This is a genomic window from Sphingobium mellinum (assembly GCF_037860795.1).
Taxonomy (GTDB): Bacteria; Pseudomonadota; Alphaproteobacteria; order Sphingomonadales; family Sphingomonadaceae; genus Sphingobium; species Sphingobium mellinum.
This window is the reverse complement of sequence record NZ_JBANRK010000017.1, coordinates 1-25,344: the sequence shown is the minus strand read 5'-3', so window position 1 is coordinate 25,344 and position 25,344 is coordinate 1. Positions and strand designations below refer to the sequence as shown.

Annotated in this window: 26 protein-coding genes, 1 pseudogene and 1 riboswitch; of the genes and pseudogenes, 12 read left to right on the top strand and 15 right to left on the bottom strand. The window is 57.7% G+C overall.

Annotated elements, in window-relative coordinates; all coding sequences use genetic code 11:
* Positions 1 to 47 precede the first annotated feature (47 nt).
* Genes virB10 through AAC640_RS14930 form a run of 5 tightly spaced genes read left to right on the top strand, consistent with a single transcriptional unit; the run spans position 48 to position 4,978 of the window.
* Positions 48 to 1,268 (top strand): type IV secretion system protein VirB10, encoded by a 1,221-nt coding sequence (gene virB10, locus AAC640_RS14950; RefSeq protein ID WP_340267651.1) that lies wholly within the window; start codon positions 48 to 50, stop codon positions 1,266 to 1,268.
* A complete protein-coding gene (gene virB11, locus AAC640_RS14945) occupies positions 1,268 to 2,263 on the top strand; it encodes a P-type DNA transfer ATPase VirB11 (protein WP_340267730.1) in 996 nt (331 codons plus the stop codon). Before virB10 ends, virB11 begins: the two co-directional genes overlap by 1 nt.
* A gap of 11 nt (positions 2,264 to 2,274) precedes the next feature.
* The gene (locus tag AAC640_RS14940; RefSeq protein ID WP_340267649.1) at positions 2,275 to 4,230 is read left to right on the top strand and encodes a type IV secretory system conjugative DNA transfer family protein; all 1,956 of its coding nucleotides are present in this window, start codon (positions 2,275 to 2,277) and stop codon (positions 4,228 to 4,230) included.
* Complete coding sequence (locus AAC640_RS14935) at positions 4,230 to 4,622, top strand: hypothetical protein (RefSeq protein ID WP_148648495.1); 393 nt, start codon at positions 4,230 to 4,232, stop codon at positions 4,620 to 4,622. Before AAC640_RS14940 ends, AAC640_RS14935 begins: the two co-directional genes overlap by 1 nt.
* A gap of 2 nt (positions 4,623 to 4,624) precedes the next feature.
* Complete coding sequence (locus AAC640_RS14930) at positions 4,625 to 4,978, top strand: hypothetical protein (protein ID WP_340267646.1); 354 nt, start codon at positions 4,625 to 4,627, stop codon at positions 4,976 to 4,978.
* On the opposite strand, the gene AAC640_RS14925 is transcribed toward AAC640_RS14930, so the two are convergent.
* The 3 genes and pseudogenes from AAC640_RS14925 to AAC640_RS14915 form a co-directional block, all read right to left on the bottom strand.
* Positions 4,975 to 5,472, bottom strand: coding sequence for a hypothetical protein (locus AAC640_RS14925; RefSeq protein ID WP_340267645.1), 498 nt, complete (start codon positions 5,470 to 5,472; stop codon positions 4,975 to 4,977). The two genes, AAC640_RS14930 and AAC640_RS14925, sit on opposite strands and share 4 nt — an antisense overlap.
* 794 nt (positions 5,473 to 6,266) lie before the next feature.
* Positions 6,267 to 6,551, bottom strand: a pseudogene (locus AAC640_RS18395) (relaxase/mobilization nuclease domain-containing protein); the annotation flags it as partial.
* A gap of 389 nt (positions 6,552 to 6,940) precedes the next feature.
* Complete coding sequence (locus AAC640_RS14915) at positions 6,941 to 7,528, bottom strand: ribbon-helix-helix domain-containing protein (protein ID WP_340267641.1); 588 nt, start codon at positions 7,526 to 7,528, stop codon at positions 6,941 to 6,943.
* Between the two features lie 471 nt (positions 7,529 to 7,999).
* On the opposite strand from AAC640_RS14915, the gene AAC640_RS14910 reads away from it, so the two are divergent.
* Positions 8,000 to 8,257 carry a hypothetical protein gene (locus tag AAC640_RS14910; RefSeq protein WP_340267639.1) on the top strand — a complete coding sequence of 86 codons (258 nt, stop codon included), beginning with the start codon at positions 8,000 to 8,002 and terminating at the stop codon, positions 8,255 to 8,257.
* Here the strand turns inward: AAC640_RS14910 and AAC640_RS14905 are convergent.
* The 9 genes from AAC640_RS14905 to AAC640_RS14865 form a co-directional block, all read right to left on the bottom strand.
* On the bottom strand, positions 8,254 to 8,589 hold the full coding sequence (locus AAC640_RS14905) for a hypothetical protein (RefSeq protein WP_340267637.1): 336 nt from the start codon (positions 8,587 to 8,589) through the stop codon (positions 8,254 to 8,256). The genes AAC640_RS14910 and AAC640_RS14905 overlap by 4 nt on opposite strands.
* 201 nt (positions 8,590 to 8,790) lie before the next feature.
* On the bottom strand, positions 8,791 to 9,045 hold the full coding sequence (locus AAC640_RS14900; protein ID WP_340267635.1) for a hypothetical protein: 255 nt from the start codon (positions 9,043 to 9,045) through the stop codon (positions 8,791 to 8,793).
* Between the two features lie 214 nt (positions 9,046 to 9,259).
* Positions 9,260 to 9,607 (bottom strand): hypothetical protein, encoded by a 348-nt coding sequence (locus AAC640_RS14895; protein ID WP_340267633.1) that lies wholly within the window; start codon positions 9,605 to 9,607, stop codon positions 9,260 to 9,262.
* The gene (locus AAC640_RS14890; protein ID WP_010408950.1) at positions 9,604 to 10,278 is read right to left on the bottom strand and encodes a ParA family protein; all 675 of its coding nucleotides are present in this window, start codon (positions 10,276 to 10,278) and stop codon (positions 9,604 to 9,606) included. The genes AAC640_RS14895 and AAC640_RS14890 overlap by 4 nt, the downstream gene beginning before the upstream one ends.
* 216 nt (positions 10,279 to 10,494) lie before the next feature.
* Positions 10,495 to 10,839, bottom strand: coding sequence for a single-stranded DNA-binding protein (locus AAC640_RS14885; protein WP_340267630.1), 345 nt, complete (start codon positions 10,837 to 10,839; stop codon positions 10,495 to 10,497).
* Positions 10,840 to 11,147: 308 nt separating this feature from the next.
* Positions 11,148 to 11,729 (bottom strand): recombinase family protein, encoded by a 582-nt coding sequence (locus AAC640_RS14880; protein WP_010408953.1) that lies wholly within the window; start codon positions 11,727 to 11,729, stop codon positions 11,148 to 11,150.
* A 4-nt stretch (positions 11,730 to 11,733) separates the two neighbouring features.
* A complete protein-coding gene (locus tag AAC640_RS14875; RefSeq protein ID WP_340267628.1) occupies positions 11,734 to 12,339 on the bottom strand; it encodes a hypothetical protein in 606 nt (201 codons plus the stop codon).
* A 166-nt stretch (positions 12,340 to 12,505) separates the two neighbouring features.
* Positions 12,506 to 13,156, bottom strand: coding sequence for a recombinase family protein (locus tag AAC640_RS14870; RefSeq protein WP_340267626.1), 651 nt, complete (start codon positions 13,154 to 13,156; stop codon positions 12,506 to 12,508).
* A gap of 226 nt (positions 13,157 to 13,382) precedes the next feature.
* A complete protein-coding gene (locus AAC640_RS14865; RefSeq protein WP_340267624.1) occupies positions 13,383 to 13,898 on the bottom strand; it encodes a toxin-activating lysine-acyltransferase in 516 nt (171 codons plus the stop codon).
* 326 nt (positions 13,899 to 14,224) lie between these two features.
* Here AAC640_RS14865 and AAC640_RS14860 point away from each other — a divergent pair, with 326 nt between their 5' ends.
* The 6 genes from AAC640_RS14860 to AAC640_RS14835 all read left to right on the top strand — a co-directional run bounded on the left by AAC640_RS14860 (position 14,225) and on the right by AAC640_RS14835 (position 21,974).
* A complete protein-coding gene (locus AAC640_RS14860; protein WP_340267622.1) occupies positions 14,225 to 14,653 on the top strand; it encodes a hypothetical protein in 429 nt (142 codons plus the stop codon).
* A gap of 12 nt (positions 14,654 to 14,665) precedes the next feature.
* Entirely contained in the window at positions 14,666 to 15,127 is a 462-nt protein-coding gene (locus AAC640_RS14855; protein WP_340267620.1) for a hypothetical protein, read from the top strand.
* The gene (locus AAC640_RS14850; RefSeq protein ID WP_340267618.1) at positions 15,124 to 16,587 is read left to right on the top strand and encodes a radical SAM family RiPP maturation amino acid epimerase; all 1,464 of its coding nucleotides are present in this window, start codon (positions 15,124 to 15,126) and stop codon (positions 16,585 to 16,587) included. Before AAC640_RS14855 ends, AAC640_RS14850 begins: the two co-directional genes overlap by 4 nt.
* A gap of 216 nt (positions 16,588 to 16,803) precedes the next feature.
* Complete coding sequence (locus AAC640_RS14845) at positions 16,804 to 18,039, top strand: HlyD family secretion protein (RefSeq protein WP_340267616.1); 1,236 nt, start codon at positions 16,804 to 16,806, stop codon at positions 18,037 to 18,039.
* A complete protein-coding gene (locus AAC640_RS14840; protein WP_340267614.1) occupies positions 18,036 to 20,192 on the top strand; it encodes a peptidase domain-containing ABC transporter in 2,157 nt (718 codons plus the stop codon). Before AAC640_RS14845 ends, AAC640_RS14840 begins: the two co-directional genes overlap by 4 nt.
* Before the next feature lie 24 nt (positions 20,193 to 20,216).
* A complete protein-coding gene (locus tag AAC640_RS14835; RefSeq protein ID WP_340267612.1) occupies positions 20,217 to 21,974 on the top strand; it encodes a hypothetical protein in 1,758 nt (585 codons plus the stop codon).
* Positions 21,975 to 22,187: 213 nt separating this feature from the next.
* On the opposite strand, the gene AAC640_RS14830 is transcribed toward AAC640_RS14835, so the two are convergent.
* The 3 genes from AAC640_RS14830 to AAC640_RS14820 form a co-directional block, all read right to left on the bottom strand.
* Positions 22,188 to 22,472, bottom strand: a complete 285-nt coding sequence (locus AAC640_RS14830; RefSeq protein ID WP_340267610.1) for a HigA family addiction module antitoxin — start codon at positions 22,470 to 22,472, stop codon at positions 22,188 to 22,190.
* Positions 22,473 to 22,482: 10 nt separating this feature from the next.
* Positions 22,483 to 22,761, bottom strand: a complete 279-nt coding sequence (locus AAC640_RS14825; RefSeq protein ID WP_340267608.1) for a type II toxin-antitoxin system RelE/ParE family toxin — start codon at positions 22,759 to 22,761, stop codon at positions 22,483 to 22,485.
* A gap of 165 nt (positions 22,762 to 22,926) precedes the next feature.
* Positions 22,927 to 24,933, bottom strand: a complete 2,007-nt coding sequence (locus AAC640_RS14820) for a TonB-dependent receptor (protein ID WP_340267606.1) — start codon at positions 24,931 to 24,933, stop codon at positions 22,927 to 22,929.
* A gap of 236 nt (positions 24,934 to 25,169) precedes the next feature.
* Positions 25,170 to 25,344: riboswitch (cobalamin riboswitch) on the bottom strand. This riboswitch is flagged as partial in the annotation.

Genomic DNA, 25,344 nt, shown 5'->3' with positions numbered 1-25,344 from the left:
CCGATCATGGCGCGCCGCGCCAGCGTCCGACTTACGACGAGACGGACGTGAATGCGGAAGCGCTCAATGAAGCGAACAGCACAACCCCGGAGGTCGATCGCAAGGCGTTCAATCCTCGCGGACGATTGCAGTCCATGGGCAAGGGCACAGGCGTAGCCGTGGCCTGCGGCGCGGCATTCGTCGGGTTCATTGTTTTCTCAATGGCCTCGCAAAGCGACAAGGGCCAGCCAAAGCGGGATGATAGCACGTTCCAGCTCGGGGATGACGTGTCGGCCGAGAAATCGGCGCGCCAGGCCGCCTCGGTTGTTGTGGGTCAGACCGATCCCAACAAGCTCGCACAGGTGGGGACTGATCCATTCGGCAACCCGATCATGGCTCCCGGCCAGGATTTGTCCGGTGCGGCGGTCCCTGCGGTGCAGGGTGGTCCCCGCGATCCGGTAGCAGAGCGTTTGGAGAAGGCCGAACAGGCGCGTCTCGCCGCGATCGAGCGCGAGCGAGCGCGCCAGGACGCTATGCGCCGTGCGCCGATCATGGCGGTTTCGCCCGCCGCTGGCGTTCCGGGTGTTGGCGGCAACCCCAATGCAGGGCCTTTCAGCAATTTGCGCGTTGGAGGATCTGGCGATGACGAGGCCGGAGCAAAAGCCCCGAACGAACTGGCTCAGAAACTGAACGGGATGGACATAGCCAAAGTGTCTGCCGGTCAGCTTGGCAACCGCAATTTCCTCATCACAGCAGGAATGCAGATTCCGTGCGTCCTCCAAACTGCGATGGATTCGACCCAGCCCGGTTTGACGAGCTGCCTGATCCCGCAAGATATATGGTCGGCCAATGGCAGCGTGATCCTGATGGAGAAGGGAACGCGCGTCCTGGGTGAGTATCAGGGCGGGTTCTCGACCGGGCAGAACCGCATTTTTGTCCTGTGGAACCGGGCCATCACGCCTGCGGGTGTGTCGGTCACGCTGGGTTCGCCTGCGGCCGATCAGCTCGGCCGCGCCGGTATGGGCGGCCAGGTGGAAACCTTCTTCTGGAAGCGCTTCGGCGGCGCGCTGCTGCTGTCGATCGTCGGGGACGCCGGCAACGCTCTCGGCAATAGCGTGTCGGGCGTCGAACAGACGATCGCTGCGCCAAATGCTGCGGCGGGCATCGCAGCGCAGGACTCGCAACGCATCCGTCCACGCCTTCGCGCTCCTCAAGGCAAGGAAATGACAATCATGGTCGCGCGCGACGTGGATTTCAGCAGCGTCTACTCTTTGAGGTTGCGCCGATGATGTTCGATCAAGCCATTCTCACTCATCACCTTGAGCCGCTGCGCGCATTGCTCGATGCCGACGCGGTTACGGAACTCGTCATCAACAAGCCCGGTGAAGTCGGCATCGAGGGGCGCAAGGGCTGGGAGTGGGTGACGGAAGATCGACTGTCCGTTCAATGGCTTGAAACACTGTCGAACTCGATGGCGAACTACACAAAGCAAAAGGTCGGGCCGCAAACGCCGATATGCTCCACCAGTTTGCCGACTGGCGAGCGCGTCCAGATTGTCGCACCCCCTGCCTGCGACCTCGGCAATTATTCGATCACGATCCGCAAGCCCTCGGTCAAAACGTTCGGCTTGGGTGAGCTTCATGCCGGGGGCCTGTTCGAGCATACGAAGATAGCTCGGGGCAGGTCCACGGCGGCCGACGCTGAACTGGTGGCGCTCAAGGAAAAGCAGGAATGGGCAGGGTTCCTCGAACTTGCCGTCAAAACCCGCAAGAATATCCTGATCTCCGGCGCAACCGGGTCCGGTAAGACTACGCTTTCCAAGGCGCTGATCCAGCTTATCCCGTCCGAAGAGCGATTGCTGACGATCGAGGATACGCGCGAATTGATCGTGCCGCACCGCAATGCGGTGCACATGATCTATTCCAAGGATGGGCAAGGCCAAGCCCAGGTCGGCGCGAAGCACCTCCTAGAAGCGAGCCTGCGAATGCGGCCAGACCGTATCTTGCTGCAAGAGCTGCGCGACGGGACCGCGTTCTTCTATCTGCGAAACGTCAACAGCGGCCATCCCGGTTCGATCACGACCGTTCACGCTGATTCCGCAGCGCTGGCCTTCGAGCAATTGTCGCTGCTGGTGAAGGAATCGGAAGGCGGTCGCGACCTCGAACGCAAAGACATTCTCGATCTGCTGCACCTGCTCGTTGATGTCGTTGTCCAATGCAAAAAGGTCGATGGCCGCTTTCGCGTCACTGAAATCTATTTCGAGCCGGATTTGACCGGCATGTAGGAGGGTGGCTCATGGAGCGACGGAAACTGATCGGTTACGTACTAATCGGCACCATCACGGTCCTGACCTTGGGCGGCTTGGTAGCGATCATAGGCTTGGGGCAGCTCAGGACCGATCTGAACATTTTCAAAATGCCCGAATATTTCTGGTTCTACCGCCATAATCCCGCCGTCATGGGATGGCTCGCCAAGGGGATGGGCGGTGTAGCCGCCGCTGGCGCGCTGGTCGCCTTCATGGTGTTCCTCAACCATAAGCAATCCCTTCACGGCGCTGCGCGCTGGGCCAACAGGAACGAGGCTCGCGAGGCGGGCTTGATGGACCCCAATGAAGGGTTGCTGCTCGGGCGCAGCCCAAAAACCTTCTTCCAGTCGCTATTCGGGCGTGGTGGAGATTTCATCCAGTTTAGCGGCACTGAGCATGTCTTGCTGGAAGCTCCGACGCGCGCCGGTAAAGGCGTAGGCGTCGTTATTCCCAATCTGCTGACCTGGGCGGACTCTGTTGTCGTCCTCGATGTGAAGCAGGAGAATTGGGAGAAGTCTGCTGGTTGGCGCAAAAGCCTCGGCCATCAGGTTCTCCTTTTTGATCCGCTCGATCCACAAGGCCGCACCGCGCGCTATAATCCTTTCGCGCATATCAAGCGCACCGATCCGGTAGAGGTCATTGACGAGCTGCAAAAGATCGCAGCGATGCTTTGGCCGCCGCCCGCCAACGGCGAAAGCTTCTGGATGGACAGCGCCCGCACCGCGTTTCTCGGAGTGTCGGCGTATATCGCAGCAACACAGGATCTCCCTTTCACGATGGGGGAGATATACCGCAATTTCAGCGGGGGCGACGCGAAGAAGCGGTTTCCGAAGATCATCAAGGAACGACAGGCCGCAGGCGATCCCCTGTCAGAAGCCTGCATTTCGGCCCTGAACGACTGGATTTCCAGCTCGGCCAATACCTTCACCGGCATTCGGCAATCCGTTTCGGCCAAGATCAATCTTTGGATCAACCCATATGTGGACGCCGCCACATCGGAATCCGATTTTGACCTGAGAGATTTCCGGACGAAGCCGATTTCGCTCTATCTCGGCGTGTCACCGGACAACATGGAACGCATGGCAGACGTGTATAATCTGCTGTTCCAGCAACTCATTGACCTGAACGTGCGCGAGCTGCCCGATCCGGAGAAGGGCAGGCACCCCCTCAAGCTGCTGCTCCTTTTGGACGAGTTTGCCCGGCTTGGTCGCGCCAGTGTGATCGCCTCGGGCTTCTCCTACGTCGCCGGCTACGGCATTCGTCTTGTGCCGGTCATTCAGGCACGCGGCCAGCTCCGCGACGTGTACGGGCCTGACGTGACCAGCGAAATCGTCCAGAACTGCGGCGTCGAGTTGGTCTTTACGCCAAAGCACGTCGATGTGGCGAAGGAGGTATCCGAACGCCTCGGGAATTACACCTACGAGGCAAAATCCCGCTCCAAGCGGGTGTGGGATGCGTTTGAGGGGTCTGTATCGACCTCCGACCAGCGACGGCCCCTGATGCTGCCGCAAGAGCTGCTGCTGCTGTCTCAGGAAGAGGTGATTGTGCTTCGCGCCGGTATCCCTCCGCTCAAGGGCGGGAAGATCCGTTACTACAAAGACAAGTGGATGCTGCAAGCGTCGAAAGTCCCACCGCCACCGGTTCGGCCGCGGCCTCTCGATCCTTCCATAGCGCGCCGTTCGCTCGCCCTGATCGAACGGGCAGAATCCCCCGAAATGACGGACGAGGAAGCGTTGCAGGGCGTCGATTACGGGCGCCTGGTCGGCTTCCCCATTGATGAACTTCCCGATGATGGCGATCCGCATAAAGCGACAGCGTTCTTTGTGGCGCTGGGATTGCGGGCCGATCTCACGGGCATGAACTTCGATCAGGTCGGGTCCGCCGATCCTGCCGAAGAAGAGGGCGACAACGACGCACTATCATTTCTGAAAGGAGCTAAGGGATAATGGCCGACGATAGAACCGAAAGGGCTGCATCATCCGGCAAGCCTGCTGATAGGTTGGATGGGTCACGCGATGCCGCGCGAGAGGACCGCGATCGGCGTGTTGCATCCGATTTCAGGCAAATGTCGCAAGCGGAGCGATTGGACGATAAGCGCCTGAATCCTGCCGCCAAACAGGTAGCCGCAATGGATGCGGCCATTGATAAGAAGTACGGCCAGGCCACGCCAGAGGCGGCGAGGATGAAGGTTGCGGCACGGGAAGCCGTTGCTCAAACGATGGAACGCGGCGGGGAAATTCGGACGCCTCGTGTTCGAGAGGTCGAACAGCGCCGGGACGAAACGCGCGACCAGCACCGCACGGCTGCTGATAAGACCTCAAAAGATCTCGAACGATAGTCATGCGACCGACTGACCATGCCGATTCAGGACCGCTCCGTATCATCAGCGCGGAGACGAAAGGGATCGTGCTGAGCAACGGCAATGAGCAATGGTGCGAGCCATGGGCGGCGATTGATGAAGTGACGGTTGGCCGAGTTTCATTCGGCTTCAACCCCGTAGTGGTCGCGTGTGTCGGCATCGACAGTGAAAGGGTGGTTATGGTCCGTGACACCGATCCCAATTGGCGAAAGATAATGGATCAATTGCACACTGCATTGGGATGCGAGCATGTGGAGGGTTGGTGTAACGACCCCGGCATAAGCGCCAAACCACGGCTCATCTATTTACGCCAGGGCATGATCGAAGAACCTTAACCCTGATCCCCGCGATCTGTCTCACGAAGGGGCGTGCCGGCGACGGCACGCCCCTTTTCTATGGCCTCAAGATCGCCATACTTCTCGCGCGCTATACGCTCGATCTGCCTGTTGCGGACGCGCTCAATCAAAGACAGGTGCGTCTGCCTCTCAAGGTCGCGGAAGCCTGCTGCAAGGCGGGTCGGGTCGATCTGATCCAATCGCGCCAGGTGCTCATCCATCGCCGCCTTGCCCATGATCGGGGGACCATCAAGCGGGTAGTTGTCGAGGAAACGCGCGAAGGCGCGATCCTCAAGAACATCGACGGGAAGCGGCGCCTCAGTCCCCGTTGCAAGGTAGGTCAATCCCACTGCAACGCCGATAGCGGCCAAGCTCGACGCCTGCTCATCCAGCTTCGCGGATAGCGCCTGTTGGTTCTCCATGACCGCCTGCACACCTTCGGCCAGCGTCCCGATCTGCTCAAGCAAAGCGCCCAATAGTTCGTCGTCATTCACCGGCCCGGCCCTTCCCTATCGGGATCGCGAGTGCGGTCCTGGCTGCGATCTCGATCCTTATCCTGCGCGCGATCCTTGATGGTTTTATCCATCTTGCGCTGCATAGCCTGTAGCCGCTCACGGGCGCTAGCAAGCGCACGATCGGGTGCGGCGTTGGGAGGTACGCTGTCGTTCTTCAGCTCGGTCGACTTGGCACGAATACGGTCGAATACGGTCGGCTCCCCCTCCCCTGCCCCGGCTTTGTTGTCGCTCCCTTTCAGCTCGGCAGAAACAGATTTGATCCTCCCGGTTGCCCGCTCAATCCTGTCCAGGGCGGCGGTTCGCTGTTCAGCGTCACGCTGCTGGACGCGAGCCTTAAGCCGCTCAAGCTCGCGATCGGGCGCGAGGTCCCTAGGCAGCGCATTGCCGGTACGCAGGCGCTCGATGATCTCCGCGCGGGCGTTGGCGGGCGCCGGCATAGCCTCCAAAAATGCGCGAAGCGCCTTTGCTCGATCTGCCTCGGCAGAACCGCCATGAGCCTCCAATTCTGCCGCCGCACGCACATAGATTTCGCGTACCGAAACATGGTTCGCGACGGTCTTGCTCCGCTCCCTCTCGCGCTCACCAAGGCGCTGCGCGGCATCGGGCACCTGTCCACCGATGACGGCCAATCTCCCCTTATCCGCGACTGGCTCCGCGCCACGTTCACGCATCTTTAGAACGGGCGTGGGGTCTTGCTTGGGCGGGTAGCCACGAGCCATCCTCTTGGTGGCGTCGGCTTCAACACCACGATCCCGAAGGTTCTCCGCAAAGCGTTCACGGCACTGTTGCAGGAACTCGCGGTTAGGGTTGAACCGGCGTCCGTCATTATCACGGCCAGCTATGATAAGGTGGACATGAGGATGCGCCTCGTCGGTATGGAGGGCCATCACCCAGCGACGATTTGAAAGGTCGGATTCCGCAAAATCGCGCACCGCCTCACGGACCTTTTCGGGGTCAGTGCCGGGAGGCATAGAGAACACCATGGCGATAGCTGTCGCACCATTGCGGCGCGCTTCGTCCGCCGTTTCCCACTGTTGCCATTCACGCGCCAAGACCATCATATCCTGTGCGCTCATCAGCTCCTTGCCCTCGCTGGTTTCGATCCCGATAGGCTCCTGATCGGACATGCCGATGCGACCGGCGTAGGTAAACGCGCCAACGGTGCTGGCCGCGCCATGGATGCGGCTAGTGATCTTCACGACGACTTGAGGCGCGCGCTCGGCAGTTCGACCAAGCTGTTCAATGGCCCGTGCGCTTCGATCTCCACGGCTGCGCGAAGCGGCACGGGCGGCACCAGAAGCGAGTTGCCCCGGCGCGCGCATCAGACTTCCTAAGTCGCGAGAGAGAGCACGGTTTCCCCGATGGTCAACCTTGCCACGCCCAGCCCCGCGCGCACCCTGCACCCGCTCCAAATCCTCAAGGGTCTGATCGGAAAACTCAAAACCGTTCACGGCTGAACCTCATCGGCGATAGGGGACGTGGTGCCCCTCCCCGTCCAGTAATCAACCTCCCCTGACACGATAGCAGTAAGGGTAGCATTCGCCTCTTTGATGGTTGCCGAAAGTCGCCCCTCCATGGCGATGACATGGGGTGCAACCTGCTCGATCAAGAGCGGACTTTCTGGACGGTTGGCAGCGTTCATCGCCTTCACGGCCTGATTGAGCGAATAGCCTATAGCGCGCACCTGGCCGACGATCTTCATGATCGAACGATAGCTGCTAGGCGCGAGGCGCAGCTCGCCGGCCTTCGTCCAGAGTTGCCAACGCAATGTACGTTTGACCCATTGCGAACGGGTCATGCCCCCCTTGGCCGCGACCATATCGATGGCCGCCAGCTCGTCAGCGGGCAAACGAAGCGATAGCATTTTAGAGGCGCCTGCAACTGTCGGTACGTCTCGCACCTCGTCGGGACGAGCAGGCAAGGCATCGCGGATAGCACGGTTGATCCACTTGCTGCGTGTCATGCCTGCCGCCCTCGCCAGCATGTCGATGGCTTCCGCAATGTCGTCTTCAACTCGCAACGTCAGATGCGCCATTCTTAAGCCCCGTGCAGCGGACACCATAGAGCGCATTGTGTTACAATGCTGTCGATGGTGCTATCCTGCGAACCTCAACCTCTATCCCTTCCTTACCACTCGCATTCCCCTCCCTCAAGCAAAACCAAAAAGACGTGGACCGGGGGGGATGCACTTTTTGGCAGCCGCTATCCGACCAAAGCCGATCGGAGCGCCTGGCTGGATCGTCGCAGAGAGAAAAGGAGCGGCTTCGCCGCGCGTTTCTGGAATTAGGATTTCAAGATTCAACGCATCGCACACCGTCTGGACATTCTTCGCGACAAGAATAGAACAATCCTGAAATGTCAGTTAGAGAAGGCGGACTAGGTGCAAACTCGGCCTCCGCATGTGTCGCCGTGATAGGCTGATAGTCTGGTGATGATGGCTGATCCCATCGACACAATCCCAGCTCAAACCACCCTATAGCTCGACCACAACGAAGGAATTTATCTCATGGCAAAGTCCCCTGCCCTTGAAAGCATCAAGCAAGAGCGCGTCAAACTTGAGGCTGCGCTGGCGGCCGTTGTTCAGCGCGAAAAGGAGGCTGAGGACGCATTGCGCGATGCGGGCCGCCCTGTGCTTCTGGCGGCACTAGAACGTGTCAAAATTCCTGAACTGGATCGCTCGGACGCACGCGCCATTGCCGCCGCCATAGCGAAGCATGGTGCGGCGAAAGTGGCTGCGGCGTTGGGCGGATTGTCCGGAGACTAAAAGCGGCTTTCCCGGTCGCGGCGATGATACTCGCTGGCGAGGCGCGCTTGCTCGGCGGCATAGTCATAGCCCCCGGATCGGGCTTCGTGGTCCAGCTCGCCGCGACCTCCAAAGATGCTTCCGATGATGGCTAGGCCGCCATAAAGCACAATGCCCATGATAGCCGCTAGGACGGGCTGTGCCTCTCCCGCGTTCCAAGTTCCGAGCAGGCAGAGGGTTGCGAAAGCGATCGACATAGGGCCACGGAAGCGAACAGCCAGGATCAGCATCACAAGGCCGGTAACGACGATGAGGCCGGTAGGAATGTCGGCAATGATGGTCGATGCGGTCATGTTCTTCTCCGTCAGCCTTCGCCCTCACCACAGACGGGCGCTGCGATGACGGGGAAGGATCAGCGAGCCGAATGACACTGGCACGCGCCCCGGTCATGATCCTTCTGGTTGGTTTCTGCAACGGCTCTGCGTCACAGTCGCCTTGCTATAGGTTCACCGGAGCAGCGTAGCGGCCAGCACATCGCGCTGGCCGCCCTCGTCTCAGTGAAGGGGATACGGCAATAGTCGATCATCCCCGCTCGTGATCCCGATCAAGCCAAGCACGTCCCTCAGAAGGATCTCTGCGAGGTTGGGATAGAGCTGCCCGAGATTTACCAGATTGTCGGCTGCTCTGATCTTCTGACCGATCTGCACGACATGCGTTGTCGGCGTCCCGATAAGCGCGACGGCTGCAAATGCGTGAGCATCGGCGGTGGCCTGGTCAATGTCGTCACCGGCAGCGGCAGCGCGGCTCACCTCGGCATGAAAGCTCGTAACTGCGGCACAACGGTCCAAGCTGCATCGCTCGCAGGATGCGGATTCGGTAGGGTGGTGTCAGTCATGATTCGCAAAGCTCCAATTTTGCGGTTGTGATTAGGGCGGGGTCGCTGGTTCCAGCCAACGGCCTCGCCCGCCAATTTAGGGGTTGGCCCTGCCCTCCCCGTTCTCGTTGATCGTCATCGACGGCGCATCACTTTGCGACCGCTCGATGAGCCTCCACAAGCTCCTCGATCACCTGTGCCAAGGGAATGTCGCGCGAGTTTGCCATCTCGTATATGTATTCCATCGTGGCGGGCGAGAGCTTCACCGAGAAGGGCATCGACCGCCCTGCCCCACGTTTCCGGCGCGGTGGTTCGCTGTTCTGATTGGCTCTCAGGCGATCTACCTCGCTCGCCGCGATCGGCACATTGTCGAACCCGTGACGCAGCGCGGTCTCCCTGGCGCTGTCGTCGGCCGCAGGCGTCTCCGTTGCCGTACTACGCACCGATGCCAGAGGCAGGCCCAGGTTGCGCCTCTGAGGCTTTTGCGGCTCGGTCATGCGGCTTTCTCCTGATCGGCCAAAATCGCGTCGGCCACTGCGTTCGCAAGCGCGGCCCCCTCGGCCCGCGCCTTGTCGGTGCCCGGCACTTCGTCGCGCGGGAGCTGATCCAATGTGGTGCAGTATGAAAACAGTGACTTGTAGGCGGTGCGTTCGACAAACTGGCCGATCACCGGCACCCCTGCCTCTGCGAGTTGCCCAGCAAGCGCCGCAAACTCGCGAGACTGGAACCCTGTTGAAACGCGCGTCCATAGCAGCCCGTAAGGAACACTGCGTCCGTGCTTGCTTGGGGTGTCCAGAACGACGCGCACGGTTGCGATAGCGTCCTCAACGTCCGCCGCTGATGGGTTAGCCGGGATGATGACGAAATTGGCGTGGGCGATGGCAAACGGAACAACCATGTTCGCGCTTCCCTCCACGTCGATGATGACAATTTGCGCCTCGCTCTCGGCGGCACGGATCGTTGCAACAATCGTTTCTGCCTTTGCGCTTACGACCGCGATCTGTGGACCAGTTTGCCCCGCCTCGCCCCAGCGCATGACACGCTGGCGGGGATCGGCATCTATGATCCTGACGGTATAGCCCTGCTCGGCATATGCACCGGCCAACGCGATTGCCGTTGTGGATTTGCCGCAACCTCCTTTCGGGGATGCCAAGGCGATGACTGCCATTTGCTTTCCTTTACATTCATAGGATGCCCCAAAACTGCACAAGACAGCAAAGGCATTCTCATATCATACTGACACTTGAAAGCCTTGGAAAGCCATTTAATGGCAATGACAGCCTTGCAAAGCCATTTACATGCCTGCACATAGCATTGCATGTATATGCATGTAATTTGATTTGCATGTAATGTAATGGGCGGCGCCTAGCGCCGCCCGCACGCTTCAATCCTCGCCGCCGTCGCGATCGTCATCGGCGGGGCGGCCATTCTTCGCGATCACGGCCAAGCGATCAACAATCAGGTCAACGCCGTAAACGGTCTGGCCCTCGCGATCGTAGCGGGATTGGCGGATGCGACCAGTGATATGCACCAAGTCGCCCTTGGCCATCTTGGCTGCGCGCTCGATATTCTTGCCGAAACAGGTGACCCGGTTCCAATGGGTATCGTCCTCCCATTCGTTGCCGACCTTGCGGCCGTAGTTTGCTGCAACGTCGAGCGTCGCCACCTTTTCCTTGATCTCCGTGCTACCGATGCGACCGATGATGCGAAATTCAGCGATGTTTTGCATGTCCGTTCCTTCGTGCTGTCGTTGCTGACGCACTTTGGAGGGGCGGCCCCCTGACGCGGGCAAGCTGAAAAACGGAGGGTCCGCTTGCGGAAACCGTAGGCGCGTAGCGGTGGTTTTCTGCTTGGGGCCGAAGGTCCGTTCCCGCATGAGGCAGGGGGAGCCGCCCAGGTGCGTCAATCAGCAGTGACGAGCACGAGGGGATATGCTCGCTCGCACAATCATCACCGGCCTAGGTAGCTGCCCAAGGAAAGGCGACGCTTAAGGGGAGTGCGCTAATCGAAGGGAAGGGCAGGGGGGTATTCCATGGATCAAGCCTCGACTGGTTCGGCCAGTTTCTCAGCGCTGAGCCGTTTATAGATGGCCTGGCGGGTGACATTCAACAGGCCCGCGACTGCCACCACGCTCATTTTGTGAGGTTCAGCCAGCAGCGTCTTGGCCTGTTTCCATTGATCCTCATTGATCGACACAGGCCGCCCCAGCTTCTTACCAGCGCGGCGCGCCGCTTGAATCCCCGCGTTGGTGCGCTCGCGGATTACATCACGCTCAAATTGGGCAAATGCCCCAACCATATGGAAAAACAACCGGCCTGCCGGTGTCACCGTTTCGATCTGCTCCGTGAGTGATCGGAACCCGACGCCAAGGCTTCCCAGCATTTCTAGTTCGATAATCAGGCCAGGGAGAGAGCGGCCTAGACGGTCGAGCCGCCAAACCATGATTTCGTCACCAGCTCGCGCGTGGCGCAACATATCGCCGTAGGCTGGCTTGAATACGGTGGAGCCGCTTACGCCCTTGTCCTCAAAGATCCGCTCGGCACCAGCGGCGCGCAGCGCGTCGATCTGCAACGCTAGGTTCTGCTCGCCAGTGCTGACGCGGGCATAGCCGATCTTCATACCATCACGCCTTATGATCGGTGAAACGGATCTCGTAAGGTCCGCCGAAGGGACGGCGGGACTTGGCGACGGTGAAAGCGCCATTCTCTAGCGCCTGACGCTTGTTTGCGATCCGTTCGAGCTGCTTGGCGGCCTCCGCCGCATCGCGCTTGCGTTCGAGCCAAGGCTGACACCAGAAGAGGAACCAACCATACAGCGCCGCCAACGCAATCACGAATGCCGCCAACAGCGACAAGGCGACTAACAATGCGTTCTCGTCGCGCGGGATGGGGTGGTGCGAGAGGTGGTAGACTGTGAGCGATGCGCCGATCAAGCCGATCGCCGCGAACGCCATCAAACTGCCCGATGCTATTCCAAGGATGCGGCGAGATTCAGCCGCTTCTTTGCTCGCGCTGAAATAGCGTTCCTCGCGTGCCAAGTCGGAAGCCGCCTCATTGATCGCCACAGCCTTTTGTTCTGCCTGCCGCTCGGCAGCGCGCTCGCGGCGCAGACCGCTCTTGCGCGTGTCGCTCGCCCTCTGTTGGTCCTGGGCTATGCGTTCATGGCGCTGACGATCGCGCCAGCGACGAAGTGCCGAAACGGCGCTGGGCGGTTCCTTCGTTCGTTTCATGGTCTACTCCGCGTTGCCGTTATGTTCACACTAACGCGGGAGTACCATCTGTCAACTTAATCGGATTATTTTCATATTAAGTTGTCAGCGGTCAAAATCGCCAATTTCAGCATCGCATTTCTGCGGGTTTCCGGCGATGTGGTTGTCAGTCAACTAAACCACCATTTCACGGGGTAGGGCAGGGGGCCTCTTGCCGTTCGACCTGTCGCTGCCGCACTTCACGGGCAATCTTGGCTAAGAGCGTTCGACTGCATCCGGTGGCGTCAATGACTTCCCGCCAAGTGCGCCCGTCACCAAGCATGGATGCGATAGCGACATTGCGCGCCTTGTTCTCTGGCCGCCCTTTGTACAAGCCCGCAGCTTTGGCACGCGCCGTCCCTTCGGACTGGCGACGACGCCGATCATCATAATCCTTTCGGGCAACCGCAGCGAGAACATCGAGCATCATGTTGTTGACGGCAGAGAACATGCGCGCGGTGAACTCGTCGCCAGGGGCCGCGAGGCTCCATGACGTGGGCAGATCCAACGCCACGATCCGAACCTGCTTAGCGTCGATCTCCGATCGCAGCTTCATCCAGTCCGGGGCAGTGAGGCGGGACAGGCGATCGACCTGCTCCACCAAAAGAACGTCGCCAGGTTCGCAATCTGCCAAAAGACGAAACAGCTCTGGCCGATCAAGCTTCGCACCACTCTCGTTTTCCATGTAGCGGGCGGCAATTCGCAAGCCTCGCTCGGCCGCGAACGCATCAAGGGCACCTCTCGCCCGAGAAGCGTCCTGTTGCGACGTTGAGGCACGAAGATAAGCGCGAACGAACATGATTGGTCTCTTTTAGGCAATCCGTTTTAGTGCAGTCCTTTTTACGTTGTCAAACGGCAATAACAAGACCGGACTAACGGCGGTCCTTAAAAGGTATACGCAAATCGAACCATAGAGCCCGGGGCCTGGTGGCGCTCAGAGCAACATCAGCTTTGCCGTCGCCGTCGGATCTAGGATCGGCAGACCTTTGTCGGAACAGAACCCAAAAGCGAAAGAGATGTAAAAATCAAAAATCCAAGTTACCCTGGTACTCAGTTTGAGTACTCGAGAACGCATTTAATGGTAAAGCCCGCGATGAACGGGGATATCTTCTTTGTAACGATGATGCCCGCCTCCAAACTGAAACCTTCCTGATGCCGCCAAATTTGGCGAATTTTAGTGATCGAGCCCGGTCAATTCCTCGGAACATTTCAGAACGGATGAACAAAATAATATCGCTCAAGTGCCCGTGCGGCGCGCAGAAGTCGAGAAACCACAAATTCTCGCCCTCATTCCATTCGCTGATATGCAAAACATCGTGAGGGTTTTTCAGTAGACGTTGCTCAACGTCTGGTGCCAAATACGCCCAAATCCAATATGCAATAGGATCACCTCCTCCTGAAAATGCAAAATGGATATTCCCATGCTCTATTGCCGGCATTATGATAGAATTGAATATAAAAATTGGTGGTCTGTTTCTATGAAACGCCGATTCAGAAACTAACTTTGTTGCCAAGCCAAGTTGCTCAATTTTCCTATTCAATTTGCCAATCCTATTTACTTTATTTGTTCAATTATTCATTCAAAAGCAAAATGTAGATTAGTTTATATTTTCACCTTCGCTACGGAGTTTCCAAGATGGCACCTCGCTTGCAGCTTGATGACGCGACGCTGGCTCTCGGTTGCTGTGGGAAGCGCGCAATCTCGAATTTGACACGGCGAGAGAATACGCCAGATTGAACATATCGTGAATTTTGCATTGCATAGAGCCACTTATAGACGCTACCCTTCCCGCAGGGAAACGCTTTCAGTTTATGGGCGGCATGCGGCTGCTCAGCAGGCGATCGTCGGCGCAAATAGGGGGTTTGAATGAATAGCCAAAAAATCGACCTTTATGAGGATTCTATCCGAAATTCCTGGGATGATTTTCAAGAACTTTTGAACGATAATTTCAGCCTTTCTGCTGTAGCTCAACTTTCTAGAAGTCATGGGTTTGACATCTCGGATCGTGAGTGGGGTGGCTATTTCACCGACATTAATTTGTCAAAAAGCAAGGTCCGTTACATTCATCCAGGTAACGACAATGAAATGACCGATCTGACGGAGGCCGAGATTGATTACGTCGTTGGTGGCGTTGCGGCAGTGCCGGTGGCTGCGGCTGTTATCGCGGTCGTTACCTATGCGGCAGTTGTTGTCACTGCCGCTGCAGCTGTCGTGGTCGTCATTGCAGGCGCAGCGTCTCTAGCGGTCTGGGCTACCGTTTCTTTATGGGGCGGCGGCGGTGGTGGTTCGAGTTAAGAGGCGCTAACGATGTACAATGAAGATCAGATGTTGCCTTTGCCGCTTTTGATACTGGTTATAGTACTGTCGACCAGCGTCTTCATCGCTCCATTGGTGTTCGCGTGGCACGCGGGCCGATTTTCCCCAGGGATGTTTTGGGTTATAATTGCGCCCATCGCTATTACATTTCTAATAATGTCCCTTCGGCTTAAAACTAGCCTTGATGACGTCGAGATTACTGTCCGCATATGGCCTTTTCCGGCTGCTCAATTGAAATATACCGACATCCGGAAGGTAGAGGAGATCGAATATAGTCCCATGGCCGATTTCGGAGGTTGGGGCATCCGCTATGGGCTAGGCGGTAAAATTTATAGTATGAGAGGCTCTCAAGCTCTCAAGCTTTCGCTTTCGTCGGGGAAGATAGTTTACCTTGGCACGCAGGAGCCCCGCAAATTATCCGCCGAAATCAAAGCACATTTGGTTGCTCAATGAGCGATCAATTGCAGTTGCAAAGTGGCGTACCGCAGATGACTCATGAAACATTAGGCCTACTTTCACATGAAACAAGCATGTCGATTGCGGATAAATACAGGGCATTATATTCCGTAGATCAGGAAACCCAACGTGTACTAAGTCATTCTAAACGTTTTTTGGAACGCTGGATCGGTGATGTAGATTTCAAGAATTCGGTCATTGATGGGAAGTTATCCCTTAAGGATGCGCAAGATTCCTGTGGATGTGATATCGACGTTCACACTTTGCTACCGGTGTTTCATCCTGATTATCGCCTGTTCAGATCTGCAGCGACGAGTCACGACTGGCCGCTCACCTATCTCTGGGATCAGCATATCGCGAACCATCTGAAAATTCGTGATTCCATTGCTTCCTACGGCGGCAGCCAAGGCGTCACACCGGAGTTTGATCTTTGGCGGATGCGTAATATGGGTAGGGCGGCTTTTCAACTCGACGCGGCAGCAGCTGGCATCACTCATCCGCCTGTGGCCTTCGAACTGTCATCAGGATGCTCAGTTGGCTGCTGGTTCTGCGGTGTATCCGCTAAAAAATTCGCCGGCGATGCGACCCTTGCGGATGGTGGCGATGTCGAATGGCGGAAAACGCTTGAGGCCGTAAAGGCCATCGTTGGTCTCGGTATGCAGTGCGGGTTCTGCTATTGGGCCACCGACCCTCTGGACAATCCTGAATATGTCGGCTTTCTTGAGATTTTCGAGGATGTTGTAGGCGTCATTCCGCAAACGACGACCGCCATCCCGCTGCGAAACATCGACCTTACCAAGAGCGTTCTGGCTGAGTGGGACAAACGAAAGTCCACGCCGAACAGATTTTCAGTCATGACAAAGCGGCAATTGCTGGAAATCCACCAACGTTTCACGCCGGAAGAATTGTTCGGCGTCGAGATCGTGCTGCAAATGGCAACGGAAGGCGCGATCACAAAATTTGCCGCGGGCCGGAACGTGCAGGGTAAGGCGAAAAAGGAGGCTTCGCTCGAAGGCACCATAGCATGTGTCACCGGCTTCCTGATTAACGTGGTCGAACGAACGGTCAAACTGATCAGTCCCACCATGCCGTCTGACAAGTGGCCCGATGGATATATCATCTATGCCGAGCGGGATTATCGTGATGCGGTGGATCTGGCGGATGTGTTGAAGGACATAACCGCCAACTGCATGCAGACAAATCTCGTTGGCAGCAAGGCGGTGCAGATTTCGGACGGCGGTCATTATGACCCCGACGTGCGGTCAGATGCCGTCAGATTTCGACGGATCGAGATATCGAACGCCTTCATTGAAAGGGTCGGCGCAGATCTATCGGTCGGAACGAATACGCCTCTGTCAATCGCGAAGAAATGCATTGGCGATGGAATGGATCCCATCCAAGTTATTGGCGAAATGGAAAAGTTGTGGAGCGAAGGCGTTATCACGCAGGCGCTGTAAATTGAATGTTGGGGCGTAAATTGCGCACCGCCCTTCTGAATGGCCTGTGATATTCGGGGGGGGGCGCAGCGGTTTGCTTTATCGCAGTACGGCCTATGAAATCTATAAATCGGCCTTTGGAACATCCATTCTGGTGTCGCTTTCCCCATTCATTATCCCTCTGCATGGAAGGCTGGCGCTTACCCTGCAACCGCTTGTGGCCGGGCTACAGGCCGGATGAGTCATTCGCCTCTCTTCCGACAGGAGGCACTCGCCCACAGGGCAGAGCGGCTCCACGGCAACGTCAACATCGCCACGCCCATGTCCTGGCAGGTCATCGGGTTTTTGCTATTTGCTGCGTTGATTACCGTGATCGCCTTCCTTGCCACCGCTACGTATGCGCGAGTCGAGACCGTGCCGGGGCAGGTCGCGCTCGACCGGGGGGTAGCAACTATCGTTCCCTCTCGCGCTGGCATTGTCGTCGGTATTGACGTGACAGAAGGACAGCAGGTCGCCGCAGGACAACGGCTTGCTGTCATCCGTTCCGAAGAAAACATGGCAACAGGCGCCACCGCGCCGCAGCGCATTCGCGAAGCTCTCGCGACGCAGGACGCTCGCCTAATGGAGCAGGCGGAATTGGTGCTGGGCGCGGCCCACGCGGACCAAGCCCGGCTCAAGGCGCAAATTGAGGGGGGGCTGGCCGCCTTGCTCTCGCTGAAGGCGCAGATCGTCGATCAGCAGCAACTGATTGGTGCCGCTATGACCGATCAAAGCCGCATGAGGCAACTGGCGAAACGAGGCTATGTCAGCAAGCGCGACATGGAACGGCAGGAAGCGGAACTGCTGACGCGTAGGCAGCAGCTGGCACAGATGGAACAGTCCCTATCGAGCAAGCGTTCCGAAATTGAGCAGGCGCGCCGGGCCATCACGCAGTCTGACATGGCGGCTCGCGCACAGGTCGCCAGCACGCAGTCCGACCGCGCCACCCTCCTGCAACAGGATGCGCAGTCCGATCTCGCGCGCGGCTACGCGCTTGTCGCGCCGGTGGGCGGAATGGTCACGGCGCTCACGGCGCGCCTTGGCCAACCCGCATCACTCGAACAGCAGCTGATGTTGCTGGTGCCTAGCCATTCGCAGACACGGGTTGAGCTATACGTGCCAACCACCGCGTCAGGCTTTATGGCGGTGGGGCAGGATGTGCGCCTGTCAATAGACGCCTTTCCCTATCAGACGTTCGGAACGGTGCATGCGCGAATTACCAGCATCTCACGCGCAGCAATCCCGCGCCTGGCGCCAAGCGGAACCCTGCCTGTCTATCTGGTGACCGCCAGCCTGTCCCACCCTTGGGTGATGGCATTTGGGCACCGGCAACCGCTGCTTCCTGGCATGACGCTCTCGGCACGCATCGTGACGGAAAGGCGCAGCCTGATCGAGTGGCTGTTCGAACCGCTCTTTGCGGTGCGCGCACGATGAGCGCGCTGTTAGATCTCGGCCTGTGGAGCAGACAGCGTGTTCGGTTGGTTCGACAGACCGAGGTGGCCGAATGCGGCTTGGCCTCATTGGCAATGATTGCCAATTTTCACGGGCTTGATGTCGATCTCGGAACGTTGCGTCGTCGTTTCCAGCCTGCAATGCGCGGCGCGACACTCAAATCGCTGATTGCCATGGCGGACCAGCTCGCCTTGACGCCACGTGCTGTCAAACTGCCTCTCTCCAAGCTGCAGGGACTTCACGTCCCCGCGATCCTACATTGGGATTTGAACCATTATGTGGTGATGGAACGGGTGGTGGGTGGCAAGGCGCTGATTCACAATCCCGCCGGCACATCGCGATGGTTGACTCTGGAGGAGGTTTCGCCGCATTTCACGGGTATCGCATTGGAGCTTCGTCCGTCGGACGATTTCGAATCGTCGGACCAGCGCGAACGATTGCGCCTTTCGCAGCTTTGGCGGCGAATCACCGGGCTCCGGCGCGCTCTTGTTCAGACGCTCGTACTCAGTGTCGTGCTGGAAGCGTTCGTGCTCGCATCGCCCTTTTACATGCAGACGGCCATCGACAGTGCCGTTCCCGCGTTGGATCGCGACTTACTGAGCGTTCTTGCGCTTGGGTTCGGGCTGTTCACTCTGATCAATGCTGGGGCGTCGCTGCTGCGTTCCTTCGTGCTGCTCTCGGCGGGCACCGCGCTTGGCTATGCCGTGGTCGTCAATGTCGCGCGGCGGCTTTTCCGCCTTCCCGTGCCGTGGTTCGAGAAGAGACAGGTCGGCGACATCCTCTCCCGCTTCCAGTCCGTGGCACCGATCCAGAACTTCCTCACACAGGGCGCGGTGAGCGGCATCATCGACGGAACGCTGGCTATCTTCTCGCTCGCCGTAATGTTCTTTTACTCCCCGCTTCTTACCTTCCTCGCGCTGCTGGCCTTTGCTCTTTACGGCGCTTCCCGCGCGTTAAGCTTCACCGCTCAGCGTATGGCGGAGGAAGATGCCATAATCACGGGCGGCAAGGAACAATCGACGATGATCGAAACCTTGCGTGGCATCGTGACCTTGCGTCTGTTCAATCGGGAGGCGACGCGCTTGGCGCAGTGGCAAACGCGCCTGACCGACTCTACCAATGCCAATGTCGCACTCTCGCGCCTCGGCATTTGGCAGTCGACGGCCAACACCATGATATTCGGCCTGGAAACGATTGGATCAATCTGGCTGGCGGTCGGGTCCGTCATCGACGGCGGCTTCAGCCTGGGTATGGTATTCGCATATATGGCGTACAAGACGCAGTTTCTGCAGCGCGCCGCCTCATTGGTTGATCAGACGATCGCGTTCCGGATGCTTGGCCTACACCTCGAGCGCCTTTCCGATATCGCGCTTACGGACCCCGATCGCTGCCTTGCCGAAGAGGGCCGCGCAGAGGTGCAATTACTGGGCAGGATCGAACTGCGCAACATCCATTATCGCTATAGCCCCACCGACCCGCCTGTCCTGAATGGCGTCGATCTCTCCATCGAACCTGGCGAGCATATCGCCATCACCGGGCCGTCGGGTGGGGGCAAGTCCACCTTGGTGAAGGTGCTGCTAAGCCTGATCGAGCCTGACCAAGGTGAAGTCTTGATTGACGGCAAACCGATCGCCCGCTTCGGCTACCGCAGTTATCGGGAGCAGGTGGCGGCGGTGCTGCAGGAGGATAGTCTTTTCGCAGGGTCGCTGGCAGACAATATCGCGCTGTTCGACGACACCCCCGATACGGACCGCATCTTCGTCTCTGCTCAGGCGGCGGCGTTGCACGAGGATATCGCAGCGATGCCTATGGCCTATGAGACGCTGGTTGGCGACATGGGCTCAACCCTGTCCGGCGGGCAAAAGCAGCGTTTGCTGCTGGCCCGCGCCCTTTATCGGCAACCGAAGGTGCTGGTGATGGATGAGGGGACTTCGCAACTTGATTCGCAACGCGAAATGATGGTCAACACCGCCATTGCAGCACTTGGCATCACGCGCATCGTGATCTCCCACCGACTGGAAACTATCGTTGCGGCCAAGCGGATACTGGCCTTTGCGCATGGCCGACTGACGGACGTGACCGAGCAATATGACGATGCCCGAACTCACATCGTGAACCACAAGACATTCAAATAATAAACAAATTTGGCGGTATTGACGATGAGTATTCCTGAGTTTTTATTAGATTCGTTTGAAGCGAGAAAACTCAATAATCCATGCGTCATATTCTTTGATGATGATGGTTCAGAGATGAACGAAGAGGCTCTTCTCCAAAATTACGCCTATGTGGGCCCGAATGGGTTGGACGGCTTATCATCATCGGCTCCACGCAAGACATTCTATGCCGAGCGCTATGGGGGCGTCGGTATCGGCTCGAATGGCGGGGGGGCTCGGTGCGGAACTGATGGTCAGTATCTCGTAAAGGGAATGGGATCCAACCAACTGCTAGGGGTCGATTCGGATTTTTGGTATGGGCATGGGACCCTTCCTTTGGTGGATGCAGTGGCGGAAGCGATCTGGGCCAAAATTCTGAAGCATGCCCTGCCATTCGGCGCGGTGGATACGCCAGCTGTAATTGCAACTGGGAGGATGAGTTGGACGCGTGAGCGCGGCGGTGCGCGCAAGGGGCATCCGGGCGCCCTATTGATCAGGGCGGCTACCCTTCGACTAGCAAGTTTTGAGCGCGCTATTTACTTTAAGCCCAAGTGGAACTCCGACGAAGGTTTCATAAATAAGCCATCACTCGAAGATGTGCAGCGTACGAGAAGTGCGATCAATTTTCTGCCGTCAGCCATGCTATTTGACGAATTGACGAAGGGAGCATCGTCGAATTCCAGCTACTCGGACCAGAATGAAGCGGTTATTGAGGGGCTGCGGAACATTGGTCAGAGAATCGCCATGCAATCTGCCGCAGCTTCCGCAAAAAGGATCATGCATGGCGCATTGACAGGCTCAAACATCGCGCTGGATTCCCGTTGGATGGATTTGGGCTGTGTAACGGGCATGAATACCTTTGGCCTGCCTGCATCATTCAAGCCCTCGATGTGGCGCGAATATAGAAATCTACATGTTTCTATATGTAACATATTATACTACTCCCTAAAATATAACAGTTCATGCAAGCGAATGAATATCAGGAAAGAGTCAATAGAAATATGTAATTACATTGACGAATGCTATGAAAGGAATTTGCGAATTTACATTTTGTCTAGATGTGGATTTCCTATAGATATCATCAAAGACATATTTTACGAGGTAGAAGTACAACGTTTGTCCGAATCCTTGCTAGATATTGCTCAGTCCGGCACTACAGTGGATCATGATAGATTTTATGAGCACGCCGACCGGATTGGTTTGTACGATTTCTATCGGATCTGCGCCGTGCTTTCTTCTGGAGCCAGCAAAGAGCGAATGCAGATAATTATAAGTAAAGAGATTAATAGCGACGCAAAGGCGCATAAGCTTGTAACAAATTATCATGAAACGCTTTCAATCGCCAATTTTAGGCTTAAAAACGCGGAGGGAAAGCTATGGCTCAACAATTTGATCAACGTGAATTGCATAAAATCATCGTTTGTTGATGAGCTTTTTTCACGAAATGCACTTAACAATGAAATTGAAAATGCGATCGAGAAGAATGGTGAAACGGAAAATTTGCGTTCCAATGTTGAAGAAATTTCAAAAAGAATGGAAAAATTTTCGCGAGAGACTTTAGCAGATAATCATGGACTTACGTCTTTTTTTGGAGAATATAATGGTTCCGACGTTATGTTTTCCGCGAAGAATAATTCCTTTATTATGCGCTATAAGTTCGGATACGAACTACATTCTTATGAAGAATTATTTAAGAATGATATTTGCGGATTCTCAAATTATGTTTCTGAGAAGTTCAAACCATTTGAGAAAATATATTCCTGATTATATTATTGACGTTCTGCGTGATGATATCTGTTATGGATATCCACTGATCCTCCAGTTACGCTACTGACTGCCCTGAAAAGATCGCTTGATTCTAAACACATGGACACCCCGATTTACCCGGTTTTGACATCAAACTGAGAGTGTCAGCTCAGGGCTATTTTGATGAGGTTGGGCTTCCTGACAACTAAACCACCGTTTTGTTGTCAATCCTCACGCTGCGTCCTGTAAGCGCCGAACGGGTGGCTGCTCGTGCTGCATAGCGCACCACAGGTCGTAATTCGCCTGCATCGAGAGCCAGGCCCGCGCCGTGCTGGCACCAGCCTGTTCGAGCCGAACCGCGAGGTCGGGACTGATCGCGGCCTTGCTATTCAGCACGCGCGACAGAGCAACACGCGACATGGCAAGCCGATTGGCCGCCTCGGTAACGGACAAGCCCAACGCCGAAATGACTTCATCGCGCAACAGTTCGCCAGGGTGGGGGGGATTGTGCATCATCATCATAGCCTCAGTGGTAATCCTGATAATCGACCAGTTCCGCATCGTTGCCGACAAACCGGAATGTGACACGCCAATTGCCGTTGACCCAAACGGACCAATGGCCTTTCAGATCGCCCTTCAACGGGTGCAGCTTGAAGGACGGTAAATTCATATCGTCCGGACCTATCGCGACTTCGAGCAGCGCAAGGATGTTGCGCAGCTTCTTCACATGGGATGCCTGAACACCCCGCGTCGTGCCAGTGCGATAAAAGGCTTCAAGCCCCTTGTGCCGGAATCCAATTATCATGACGCCAATGTATCGCGATGCGTTACGCGATGCAACTGTTTGCGCTAGAAACAGGGTCGCTTACCGGCGAAGCCGAACCAGCGTTCGCGGCACGGCCTGACGCCAACACCTGATTGTCGCACCTTTTTAACCGCCGCGGGAATAATTCCGCGCGGCGGCCCATAATCAAAACGTAAACTTGGCGCCCACCTTCACGGTGCGCGGTTCGACCACGCGGCTCAGCCTGCCCTCGACGGGACCGCCGGTGTCGTAGGACGGGATGTAGGACTCGTAGTAGTAGGCGATGTCCTTGTCCCGGCTGTTAAAGATGTTCAGCACTTCCCCGTAGATCTGGATGTGGTCGCCCTTCCACGCTGCGCGCGCGTTGACGACGGTGCTGCCATGGTCGCGTACCGAGTTGTCCTCAATTAGCGGATAGGGCCCGAGATGGCGCAGGCGGATGCTTGCTTCCCATGGGTCGAGCACGATCGCGGCGCCTGCCGAGGCGGCGTTCTCGAAAGCGTTGGGAATACGGTCGCCATCGTCGTAGCGCGAATGGCTGGCCGTGTAGTTGCCGTCGAGTGCGAGCCAAGATAGCGGGCGCCAGAAGGCGACGATCTCGTAGCCATGCCTCTTGCTGGCGCCCGTGGGTTCGACCGCGTTGGAATCGCCCACGAAGCGCAGTTCGCTGCTGACATCGAGCCACCAGTAAGTCCCCGTCAGCGAAAAGCTGCCGACCTGCAGGCGCGCGCCCAGTTCCTTGCCCGTGCCGCGCACGAGGACCGGAACCGGAGTCTCCTCGTTCACTGCGCCACGTACGTCGTTGGAGTGGAAGCCCCGGCCCCAGTTGGCATAGACCTCGAACTGCGGAGTCACCTCGTAGGCGGCCGAGACCTTGGGCGAGACGATGGAATCGTGCCCGCTGCCTTCTCCCAAGAGGACGGCGGCGGCGTCGCGGGCGCGGACCGTGTAATCATAGTAGTCGCCGCGTAGGCCACCGGTCAGGCGCAGGCCCGGCACCGGCTTCCATGTCGCCTCGCCATAGAGCGCTCCTGAGCGCTCTTCGACGTGATAGCGGCCGAGCGAGGACAGGTCCTGCCGGTCGGCGGTTCGCTTCACGCCGACGTTGCCGATGTGATCGTATCTATTTTCGGTGCCCACGCTCAGTTGCAGGGCGGGCGAGACGTCCCATTGCTTACGGGCGGTCAGGCCAACGATCCAACGGCGATCATACTGGTCGATCTGGGCGCTCGTCCCGTCCGGGTCGGCATATGTAGGGTTCGAATACATGTTCCAGTCGTAGTACTGAGCGTAGAGGTTGGCGCTCCAGTCAGGCTGCCGAACAGCAAAGTTGCCCACGAACCGCGTCGTCTCGCCGCGTGCTGACGGATCGGGCGAGCAGAAGCGGTCTGGGCACTGAGCGGAGCCAATGATGCGTTCGGGAATCTGCTCGGTCGGCCGCCAGGTTGCGCGATAGCCGTGAAGCGTAGCTTCCACCATACCCTCGCCCGCAGGCATTGTGTACTTGGCGAAGCCCGAATAATGGCGCAGGTGTTCGGCCTCCTGCCACGGACCATCATAGCGTTTCGCCTGCCCAGCAAGGGTTAGGTCGCCCGTTCCTAGGCCTTTGATTGTGCCGCCCGCCGCCACCCGACGCGCGCCGTAGGAGCCGCCTTCTACAGCGATCCAAGGTCGGTCGAACCCGTCGATCGTGGTCATGTAAGCCGCGCCGGCCAGAGCAAAGTCGCCGCCGTCAGCGCGGTAAGGCCCCTTCCGGAAATCCTCGCGCGCGATGATCTCCGGAATCAGACCGTTGAGATCGAGGTAGCCTTGACCGTGGCCGTGGGTACGAAAATTCATCTGCACGCCGTCGATGTAGGTTGTGAAGTCCGACCCGTGATCGAGGTTAAAACCGCGCAGGAAATACTGGTTGGCCTTTCCGCTGCCCGAATGCTGGGCCGCAACCATGCCGGGCACCGCCTCAAGCAGTTCGGCGACGCGTAGCAGCGGACGCACCAGCAGATCCGATCCGGCCACGCTGCCCTCGCTGGCGGCATGGGCGGTGCCGATCTTGGCCTCGCCGCGCCCGAAGACCACGATCTCGCTTGCGACGTTCGCACCCTCCCCAGAAGCGGGTGCGCCGCCATCGTCGGCAGCAAAGACGGGTGTGCCCGTGACGGCGAGAATGATCATGCCAAGAGCCAAGGTCTGTGTGTTCGATGTCATCGTCGTTCCCCCGGCGTCTGCGGCATTCCGGCGGAGACATCCCAAAGACGACCGGAGGCCTTGGCCGACGATCGACGATGGTCGGCGTGCGCCGGTAGCCGGACGCCCGAGGCGACCACCACGCGAACCGATGCGGCCTCCACCGCTCGTTCGTCGCTCAGACGGAGAATTACCGTGCCGTGACCATCCCCTGGACCAAGGCAAGAGCGACCGGTGCGCTGGCAGGTCTCCTGGCTCACGGGTCAAAGCTTGATGCACGACCTTCCCAGGCCTCGCAGGATTTAGCGTCCGGCCCAGTGGTTGGCGGCTCGGGTACTCCCGTCCGCACATGTGCATCGCGCTCGCCGCTTACAGTTGCAGGGACAGCTGCGGATTTGA

Bases quoted from the DNA above. Each gene is read 5' to 3' on its own strand.
- virB11 (WP_340267730.1), top strand. From the start codon at position 1,268: ATGTTCGATCAAGCCATTCTCACTCATCACCTTGAGCCGCTGCGCGCA.
- AAC640_RS14940 (WP_340267649.1), top strand. From the start codon at position 2,275: ATGGAGCGACGGAAACTGATCGGTTACGTACTAATCGGCACCATCACG.
- AAC640_RS14935 (WP_148648495.1), top strand. From the start codon at position 4,230: ATGGCCGACGATAGAACCGAAAGGGCTGCATCATCCGGCAAGCCTGCT.
- AAC640_RS14930 (WP_340267646.1), top strand. From the start codon at position 4,625: ATGCGACCGACTGACCATGCCGATTCAGGACCGCTCCGTATCATCAGC.
- AAC640_RS14915 (WP_340267641.1), bottom strand. From the start codon at position 7,528: ATGGCGCATCTGACGTTGCGAGTTGAAGACGACATTGCGGAAGCCATC.
- AAC640_RS14910 (WP_340267639.1), top strand. From the start codon at position 8,000: ATGGCAAAGTCCCCTGCCCTTGAAAGCATCAAGCAAGAGCGCGTCAAA.
- AAC640_RS14905 (WP_340267637.1), bottom strand. From the start codon at position 8,589: ATGACCGCATCGACCATCATTGCCGACATTCCTACCGGCCTCATCGTC.
- AAC640_RS14895 (WP_340267633.1), bottom strand. From the start codon at position 9,607: ATGACCGAGCCGCAAAAGCCTCAGAGGCGCAACCTGGGCCTGCCTCTG.
- AAC640_RS14890 (WP_010408950.1), bottom strand. From the start codon at position 10,278: ATGGCAGTCATCGCCTTGGCATCCCCGAAAGGAGGTTGCGGCAAATCC.
- AAC640_RS14885 (WP_340267630.1), bottom strand. From the start codon at position 10,839: ATGCAAAACATCGCTGAATTTCGCATCATCGGTCGCATCGGTAGCACG.
- AAC640_RS14880 (WP_010408953.1), bottom strand. From the start codon at position 11,729: ATGAAGATCGGCTATGCCCGCGTCAGCACTGGCGAGCAGAACCTAGCG.
- AAC640_RS14875 (WP_340267628.1), bottom strand. From the start codon at position 12,339: ATGAAACGAACGAAGGAACCGCCCAGCGCCGTTTCGGCACTTCGTCGC.
- AAC640_RS14870 (WP_340267626.1), bottom strand. From the start codon at position 13,156: ATGTTCGTTCGCGCTTATCTTCGTGCCTCAACGTCGCAACAGGACGCT.
- AAC640_RS14860 (WP_340267622.1), top strand. From the start codon at position 14,225: ATGAATAGCCAAAAAATCGACCTTTATGAGGATTCTATCCGAAATTCC.
- AAC640_RS14855 (WP_340267620.1), top strand. From the start codon at position 14,666: ATGTACAATGAAGATCAGATGTTGCCTTTGCCGCTTTTGATACTGGTT.
- AAC640_RS14850 (WP_340267618.1), top strand. From the start codon at position 15,124: ATGAGCGATCAATTGCAGTTGCAAAGTGGCGTACCGCAGATGACTCAT.
- AAC640_RS14845 (WP_340267616.1), top strand. From the start codon at position 16,804: ATGAGTCATTCGCCTCTCTTCCGACAGGAGGCACTCGCCCACAGGGCA.
- AAC640_RS14840 (WP_340267614.1), top strand. From the start codon at position 18,036: ATGAGCGCGCTGTTAGATCTCGGCCTGTGGAGCAGACAGCGTGTTCGG.
- AAC640_RS14835 (WP_340267612.1), top strand. From the start codon at position 20,217: ATGAGTATTCCTGAGTTTTTATTAGATTCGTTTGAAGCGAGAAAACTC.
- AAC640_RS14830 (WP_340267610.1), bottom strand. From the start codon at position 22,472: ATGATGCACAATCCCCCCCACCCTGGCGAACTGTTGCGCGATGAAGTC.
- AAC640_RS14825 (WP_340267608.1), bottom strand. From the start codon at position 22,761: ATGATAATTGGATTCCGGCACAAGGGGCTTGAAGCCTTTTATCGCACT.
- AAC640_RS14820 (WP_340267606.1), bottom strand. From the start codon at position 24,933: ATGATCATTCTCGCCGTCACGGGCACACCCGTCTTTGCTGCCGACGAT.